This is a genomic window from Amycolatopsis speibonae, assembly GCF_042647925.1.
In the GTDB taxonomy this organism is placed as follows: domain Bacteria; phylum Actinomycetota; class Actinomycetes; order Mycobacteriales; family Pseudonocardiaceae; genus Amycolatopsis; species Amycolatopsis speibonae.
Genome location: NZ_JBHRWK010000053.1, coordinates 46,952 through 54,081, shown reverse-complemented (window position 1 = coordinate 54,081; position 7,130 = coordinate 46,952). Strand labels below are relative to the sequence as shown.

Annotated in this window: 9 protein-coding genes; 6 read left to right on the top strand and 3 right to left on the bottom strand. The window is 68.1% G+C overall.

Going from position 1 to position 7,130, the window contains the following annotated elements:
- Positions 1-361 precede the first annotated feature (361 nt).
- The gene (locus ACFOSH_RS29610; protein ID WP_378242388.1) at positions 362-925 is read left to right on the top strand and encodes an RsiG family protein; all 564 of its coding nucleotides are present in this window, start codon (positions 362-364) and stop codon (positions 923-925) included.
- Positions 922-1,857, top strand: coding sequence for an asparaginase (locus tag ACFOSH_RS29605; protein WP_378242386.1), 936 nt, complete (start codon positions 922-924; stop codon positions 1,855-1,857). The genes ACFOSH_RS29610 and ACFOSH_RS29605 overlap by 4 nt, the downstream gene beginning before the upstream one ends.
- On the opposite strand, the gene ACFOSH_RS29600 is transcribed toward ACFOSH_RS29605, so the two are convergent.
- Positions 1,854-2,753 (bottom strand): hypothetical protein, encoded by a 900-nt coding sequence (locus tag ACFOSH_RS29600; RefSeq protein ID WP_378242385.1) that lies wholly within the window; start codon positions 2,751-2,753, stop codon positions 1,854-1,856. The genes ACFOSH_RS29605 and ACFOSH_RS29600 overlap by 4 nt on opposite strands.
- A gap of 207 nt (positions 2,754-2,960) precedes the next feature.
- On the opposite strand from ACFOSH_RS29600, the gene ACFOSH_RS29595 reads away from it, so the two are divergent.
- Both ACFOSH_RS29595 and ACFOSH_RS29590 read left to right on the top strand, forming a co-directional pair.
- Entirely contained in the window at positions 2,961-3,146 is a 186-nt protein-coding gene (locus ACFOSH_RS29595; protein WP_020632289.1) for a DUF3073 domain-containing protein, read from the top strand.
- Between the two features lie 88 nt (positions 3,147-3,234).
- Positions 3,235-4,095 (top strand): 3-hydroxybutyryl-CoA dehydrogenase, encoded by an 861-nt coding sequence (locus ACFOSH_RS29590; protein WP_378242383.1) that lies wholly within the window; start codon positions 3,235-3,237, stop codon positions 4,093-4,095.
- Positions 4,096-4,179: 84 nt separating this feature from the next.
- On the opposite strand, the gene ACFOSH_RS29585 is transcribed toward ACFOSH_RS29590, so the two are convergent.
- The gene (locus ACFOSH_RS29585) at positions 4,180-4,713 is read right to left on the bottom strand and encodes a PIN domain-containing protein (protein WP_378242381.1); all 534 of its coding nucleotides are present in this window, start codon (positions 4,711-4,713) and stop codon (positions 4,180-4,182) included.
- 32 nt (positions 4,714-4,745) lie between these two features.
- The gene (locus tag ACFOSH_RS29580; protein ID WP_378242379.1) at positions 4,746-5,201 is read right to left on the bottom strand and encodes a helix-turn-helix domain-containing protein; all 456 of its coding nucleotides are present in this window, start codon (positions 5,199-5,201) and stop codon (positions 4,746-4,748) included.
- A 123-nt stretch (positions 5,202-5,324) separates the two neighbouring features.
- Between ACFOSH_RS29580 and ACFOSH_RS29575 the strand changes: the two genes are divergently transcribed.
- Positions 5,325-6,224 (top strand): Gfo/Idh/MocA family protein, encoded by a 900-nt coding sequence (locus tag ACFOSH_RS29575; RefSeq protein WP_378242377.1) that lies wholly within the window; start codon positions 5,325-5,327, stop codon positions 6,222-6,224.
- Between the two features lie 223 nt (positions 6,225-6,447).
- Positions 6,448-7,098 carry a VanZ family protein gene (locus ACFOSH_RS29570; protein WP_378242375.1) on the top strand — a complete coding sequence of 217 codons (651 nt, stop codon included), beginning with the start codon at positions 6,448-6,450 and terminating at the stop codon, positions 7,096-7,098.
- Positions 7,099-7,130: the final 32 nt, after the last annotated feature.

The following is a 7,130-nucleotide window of genomic DNA, read 5'->3' as shown; positions in this document are numbered from 1 at the left end:
CTCTTCACCACCACCCAGCCCCAGACAGTGTGATGGGGCAGGGCCTCCGGCCCCGCCCCACCAACACCAACGAACCCCAATCCGAAAACGCAACAGCCTCCACATGCGGGGAAAGTCCCCTTCACCCATCCCCAGCAGTTGTCCACAACCCCGCCCACCTGTGGACAACTCCGCCGACCAGCACTTTTCCCCCGCCACCCACGGTAGACTGGACCAGGGGCCGCCCCCGGGACGGGTGGGGGGCGCGCTCTGGAAGGGACCGAAGGAGCGGCGGAGCAAAGGAGGGTGTCGGGAGGGGCAGAGATCCTTGTGGTATCGCTCCCTGCGGACCATTTCGGCGGGAGCGCGATAAGCTACGCGCGTGATCGAAGTCCGGCCCGGTGGTCGCCGTCGTATCGACCGCGTGCTCGGCCCTGGGTATCTCAGCGACCTCGGCGAGCTGACCCTTTCCGTGCTGCGCGAGCGCCGTGACGAGGCCGCGCAGGAAGAGACCGACCTGTCGTACCTGCGGCGTTTGCTGCACGCGCGGATAGACATCGTGCGAGCCGAGCAGGAGCGCCGCAGTTCTGGCGGTGAGAGCAGCGTCGTCGAGCGGCTGGCCGCGATCCTGGCGGACAACGCGATCGGCCCGGCCACGGGTTCGGGCAGGCATCAGCGGCTGGAGCCGTCCCGCGCGGGCGAGCACCGGCGGTTCGCCGAAGCACTCATCGGCGACACGGACCTTTCCGACGTCAGCACGCTCTCGGACGAGAAACTGATCAACGCCCTCGACAGGTACGCCGACGAAGAGGTCTCGGTCTCGTCGTACCGCCGTGAGGTGCAGGGCGTGATGGACACGATCAACGCCGAGATCGCGACCCGCTACCGCAAGGGCACGGCGTCCGTCGACGACCTGCTCGACACCGAACGCGGCGGGGCCGAGTGACGAATCCCGTCCTGGTCGAGGTCGTCCGCTCCGGTTTCGTGGAGAGCACGCACCGCGGCGCGCTCGTGATCACCGCCCCGGACGGGTCGGTGCGGTTCTCCGTCGGCGACATCGAGCGCCCGGTCTACCCGCGCTCGTCCAACAAACCGCTCCAAGCGGCCGGGATGCTGCGCGCCGGCCTCACGATCGGCGACGAGGACCTCGCGCTGGGCTGCGGATCGCACAACGGCGAGCCCGGCCACGTCGAGGGCGCCTTGTCGATGCTTTCCCGCGCGGGGCTGACCGAGGACGCGCTGGCCTGCCCGCCCGCCTTCCCGCTGCACGAGCCGAGCATGCTGGCCATGGCCGCGGCGGGGAAACGCCGCGCCGCCATGAACTGCTCCGGCAAGCACGCCGCGATGCTCACGACCTGCGTCCAGGTCGGCTGGCCGACAGAGGACTACGCGGCCGCGACCCACCCGCTGCAGAAGGTCATCCAGGCCACCGTCTCCGACCTCACCGGCGAGCCGATCGAGACGGTCGGCGTCGACGGCTGTGGCGCCCCGCTGTTCGCGTTCTCCCTCACCGGCCTCGCCCGTTCCTTCGGCAGGCTGGTCACCGCGACGGACGGGCCGGAGCGTCGCGTCGCGGACGCCGTCCGCGCGCATCCGTGGCGGGTCGCGGGCACCGGCCGCGAGGACACCGTGCTGATGGAAAGCGTCGACGGCCTGCTCTCGAAGGTCGGCGCCGAGGGAGTGCACGCGTTCGCGCTCCCGGACGGCACCGCGCTGGCGCTGAAGATCGACGACGGCGCCGCGCGGGCACGGGTTCCGCTGCTGCTCGCGACCCTGCACCACCTCGGCATCGACCCGGGCGGCCTCGCTCGCGACGCGGTCCTGGGCGGCGGGGAGCCGGTCGGCGAGCTGAGGGTCGCCGCCGGTCTCTTCGGCTAGTTCGCGCGTTCCCGCGCGGCCAGGTCTCCCCAGAAGTCCCGCAGGTCGGCGAACAGTTCTGCCAGCTCGTCGACGTTGCCGGTGCGGAGCGCGTCGAGGATGTCGTGCACTTCTTCGGCGGTCGTGTCGGCCTGCAGGATCGAGTCGGCGAAGAGCTGCACGAGACCGCCGTAGTCGAGCTCGACCGCGGAGCCGGGGTGGAAGCTATCGAGCCAGCGTCGCGTTTCGAGCAGCACCCGGCCGGGCCCCGAATCACCGAAGGTCGCTTCGAGCAGGTCCCCGACCTCGCGGGCGCGATGCCGCGCGTCGGCGATGGACACCCGCCACGACACCTCGCGCTCGGGGTCGTCGCGGCCCTTGCCCAGTTTGACCCGGCGCATCCCGGGATCGAACAGCACGAACCACGGAAGCGGAACGGTCCACGTCGTCGAAAGCGTGTGCGAAGCGGAGGCGGACAGATCGCCGAGGGCGGACTTCGCCCGCGAGCGGATCATGTCGAACGAGGCGCTGCCCGCGTCGAGCACCGCGTTCTTCAACGCCGGATGCGCGTCGCCGAGGAAGGTCACCAAGGCCGCGGCCGAGCGCGCGCGGATCTCCATCGGGCAGATCAAGGGCCCCGGGCCGGCGTCGCCGTGCTCACCCTCCGGCACGTCTTCGGGGTCCAGGACGAGGACGTCGGTGACGAGGCTGGGCGCGGCCCTGCCGTCCGCGAGTTCGGCGGGCAACAGCCGTCCGACGTGCTGTGACTTGAGCCACAGTGCCTGCTCGCGCACGCCTGCGGCCGAACGATCGAGCCGGGCCGCTTCGACGGCCTCGAGCAGGCGTTCGTCCGGTGGGTCTCCCAGCGCGAGCAGGGGCTCATAGACGCGGAGATAAGCCGCGAACGGACGGGGCACAGGAGCATCGTGGCACGCCGACCTGCGACTATCGCCACCGACCGGCCGGTAACCGGCGTTCGGTGAACACTGTCGCCACCGGCACACCGTGCCACGTCGCATCCAACCCCCCGGACACGGTACGGTGTCAGCAGGAAATAATTGTCGAGACGATGCGGGGCCGCCGATTCCCCCGGCCGCCCCGCCCCTGTGCGAGGGGGTCGAGCCATGGGGCGCGGCCGGGCTAAGGCCAAGCAGACGAAGGTGGCGCGCGAGCTCAAGTACAGCTCGCACGAAACCGACTTCGATGCTTTGCAGCGCGAGCTGTCCAGTAGTTCCTCGGATTACGGGCACGAGGACGACAAGCGGGACGACGACGACCCGTACGACGGGTACGACGAATACCGCCGCTGAGCAGGCGTGACACGCGAGGGTGGGACGGGTTGAACCCCGTTGTCCACCCTCGCGTGTCGCGTGCTGCCCAAAATACGAGGAGGGTTCCGTGTCGGACGTAACGCGGGTAGGTGTCATCGGAGCCGGGCTCATGGGCTCGGGTATCGCCGAGGTGCACGCACGTGCCGGTCTGGACGTGATCATCACCGAGGTGAGCCAGCCTGCGCTGGACTCCGGGCGAGCGCGGATCGAGAAGTCGCTGCAACGCGGCGTCAAGAACGGGAAGCTCTCGCAGGAAGACGCCGACGCGGCGCTCGGACGGCTTCGCTTCACCACCGAGATCGGCGAGTTCGCCGACCGCGACCTCGTCATCGAGGCCATCCTGGAACAGGAGCAGGCCAAGGTCGAGGTGTTCCGGTCGCTGGACAAGATCGTCGAGCGTGAGGACGCGGTGTTCGCGTCCAACACCTCGTCCATCCCGATCATGAAGCTCGGGATGGCCACCAACCGCCCGCAGCAGGTGGTCGGCATCCACTTCTTCAACCCGGTCCCGGTGCTGCCGCTCGTCGAGCTGGTGCCGTCGCTGCTGACCAGCGACGAAACCGCCCGCCGTGCGGAGGAGCACGCGACGACGGCGTTGCACAAGACGGTGATCCGTTCGCAGGACCGTGCCGGGTTCATCGTGAACTCGCTGCTCGTGCCGTACCTGCTTTCGGCGATCCGGATGATCGAGTCGGGCTTCGCTTCGGCCGAGGACATCGACCGCGGCATGGAGCTGGGCACCGCGCACCCGATGGGGCCGCTGCGGCTTTCGGACCTGATCGGCCTGGACACCATCAAGGCGATCGCGGACTCGATGTACGCCGAGTTCAAGGAACCGCTGTACTCCTCGCCGCCGCTGCTGCTGCGCATGGTCGACGCCGGCCTGCTCGGCAAGAAGACCGGCCGCGGGTTCTACAGCTACTCCTGACCCGACTCTTCCCCCGCGTTTCGTCCTCTGGATGCGGTCCTTGCGCGCGCAAGGACCGCATCCAGAGGACGAAACGCGGGGTGGTCACCTGGTTGCGATGGGTCTGAGCGCCGCGACCACCTTGCGGAGACCACTGCGCTCCAGGGCGTCGAGGACGTCGGAAGTGCTGGTCGAGGGAGCGCGGCGTGAGGCCACGATTTGCCGCACCGCGTCCACGACCATGCGCTCGCTGAGGTCGATCCGGTCGAGGACGAAGTCGTCGGCGCATTGGGCCTCGATGTTCCAGTGACCGAGAATCCGCTCCGGGAAATCCCGCAGGTTCTCGGTCACGATTACCCGCGCCCGCGCCTTGATTGCGGCGGCGAGAACATGCCGGTCGTCCGGGTCTGGCAAGTCGAGCACGGCCACGAGCGGTTCATAGCCCGTGACCAGGCAATCTCGGACCGAAGCGTTCATCAGAGTCCGCGTTCTGTCGAGCTTGCCGGGGTCGAGGTCGGGCCGGTTCCGCTTGAGGTTCCGGAAGACCTCGTCGAGGATTTCCTCCGACCACTTGGCCTGGATGAACCCGCTCTGCCCGATCCGGATGAGAAGATCCCGCAGAACGTTGGGATACAGCACGTTGGCGTCGAAAGGACCACGAAGGCCACTTGCTAGGTCAGCCCCATCTCCTGATTCATGACGGAAAGCTCGTCCGCGGCTTCACGGCGCCGTTGGTCGTCTTCACGCAGGTAGTCGTGAAGGGAACTGGCCTTCACACGACGATGTTTACCGACTGTGCGGTACTCGATCCGCCCCGCTTCGAGCAATCCGATGAGGAAGGGCCGGGACACGTTGAGCAAGTCCGCCGCCTGCTGAGTGGTCAGCTCGGCGTGCGACGGGACGATGGACACGCTCTCGCCCGCCGCCACCAAGGCCAGCACCCGCGCCATCAGATCGACGACTCCACGGGGAACGATCAAGGACTCTTCGTGCTCGTCGACGACGACTCGCACCGTGTCCCGCTCATGACGTCTGGCCAGATAGGCCTTGACGTGCGGAAGTGCTTCGAGGGCAACATCGATGTCGCGACGTCCCGGGACGATCTGGTCGATGGTCAGCGCAGTCATCGCTGCTCCCCGTGTTCGGCGTGATCCCAGTATCGGCTCTCATCGAATTATTCGCAACAAACGCAATAAACGCAACTCGATGGTGCGTTCAGCTTGCGTGACGGCACACCTAGACTTGGGCTCGTGGGACAGGGACAGCTGCGCGCAGGTCTGGTCGGTGCCGGTCCGTGGGCGAAGACGGTGCACGCGCCAGGGCTCGCCGATCACCCGGGGACCACGTTGTCCGCGGTCTGGACCAGGCGTCCCGAAGCCGCCGCGGAGCTGGCCGAGGCGCACGGCGCCGAGGCCGCCGGCAGCTTCGACGAACTGCTCGACCAGGTGGACGCGGTCGCGTTCGCCGTGCCGCCCGCCGTTCAGGCGGAGCTGGCGGTCAAGGCCGCCGAAGCGGGCAAGCATCTCATCCTGGAGAAGCCGATCGCCGCGGATCTCGACGGCGCACGGCGGCTCGTGGACGCGGTCGACGCCGCGGGCGTGGCCGCTCTCGTGGTCCTGACCTTGCGTTTCTCGCCGATGACCCGCGAGTGGCTCGACGGCATCAAGGAGTCGGGCGGCTGGCGCGGCGGCGGTGCGCGCTGGCTTTCGGGCGCGCTGCTCGGCGGGCAGTACCAGTCTTCGGCGTGGCGGCACGACTCCGGCGCGCTCGCCGACATCGGCCCGCATGCCTTCGATCTGCTGGACGCGGCGCTCGGTGAGATCACCGAGGTGCTCGCCGCCCACCGGACCGATGACGATCTGTGGCAGTTCCTGTTCGCCCACGCGGGTGGCGCGACCAGTACGGCGACCCTGTCGCTGCGGCTGCCGATCCAGCCGACGGTCGTCGAAGTGTCCGTTTACGGGGATCACGGCTATCGCACTTTGGGGCGGAAACCGGGTTCGGCCGGTGAGTCCTACACCGCGCTCCTGGACGATTTCGCCGCGATGGCCGCCAGCGGAACGACGTCCCACCCGTGTGACGTGCGCCGGGGACTGCACCTGCAGAAGCTGCTCGAACGTGCGCGCGAGCTCGCCGGACACGCCAAGTAGTACACAGGTCACCCACAAGGCTTTTCCTTGTGCGATAACGCCTTCTTCCGGTTGCTTCGCGGTCATCCACAGGTTTGTCCACAGGTTCCTTTGTGGACGGTCTCAAGCATGGGAAACCCTTTTTCGCTACCGGAAAAGATCACCTCTTAGTGCGCTCGGTCCGCCATGCCGAGTCGATCTTGTGATGCGAAGGTGATCTTGGGCGCTCCGGAAAGGAAGGGTCATGGGAGAGCTGCTCCGCGCTTTCGGCGCGATGATCCCGTTGACGATCACCGCGATTCCCTACGCTTTGCTCGGCTGGCCGCTGCTCGCGGCGCATCGACGACGAAGACAAGCCGATCGCTTCACCGCGTCGGCGACAGCCGCCGTGGACATGACACTCGCCTTGGCCTGTTTCCTGGTGTTGTGCCTGGTCACGATGCCGGTGACCGGTGCACAGGGCAGCAGCCTGAATCTCGAACCGGGCACCGACCTGCGCCTAGCGTTGAGCGACGGCGCCAATCTCTGGCAGGTACTGGGCAACGTCCTCATGTTGAGCCCGCTCGGCGCCCTGCTCCCGTTGCGGTCGCGCCGGCTGCGGTCGCTGGGCCGGATCGCGCTGGCCGCGCTGGCCGTCTCGGTGCTGGTGGAAGGTACGCAATATCTGATCCAAGCGGGCCGGGTGACCTCCACCGACGACATCCTGCTGAACACCCTGGGCGCGGTGGCGGGCGCCGCGCTGAGCAAACGGCTGTGGCGCCGCCTGGACGTCCGGCCGCCGGTGAAGATCCCGGTGCAGGTCCGGCGGGTGTGCGACGCCCCCGTGCGGATGCGGGTCCCCCGGTCGGTGTGGGACGAGCGGTATTCGAGCATCGCGCATCCGCGGCGCAGGTAAATCGCTTGACCGTCGTGCGAGAGTGAGCGCGA

Bases quoted from the DNA above. Each gene is read 5' to 3' on its own strand.
- ACFOSH_RS29580 (WP_378242379.1), bottom strand. From the start codon at position 5,201: ATGACTGCGCTGACCATCGACCAGATCGTCCCGGGACGTCGCGACATC.
- ACFOSH_RS29595 (WP_020632289.1), top strand. From the start codon at position 2,961: ATGGGGCGCGGCCGGGCTAAGGCCAAGCAGACGAAGGTGGCGCGCGAG.
- ACFOSH_RS29570 (WP_378242375.1), top strand. From the start codon at position 6,448: ATGGGAGAGCTGCTCCGCGCTTTCGGCGCGATGATCCCGTTGACGATC.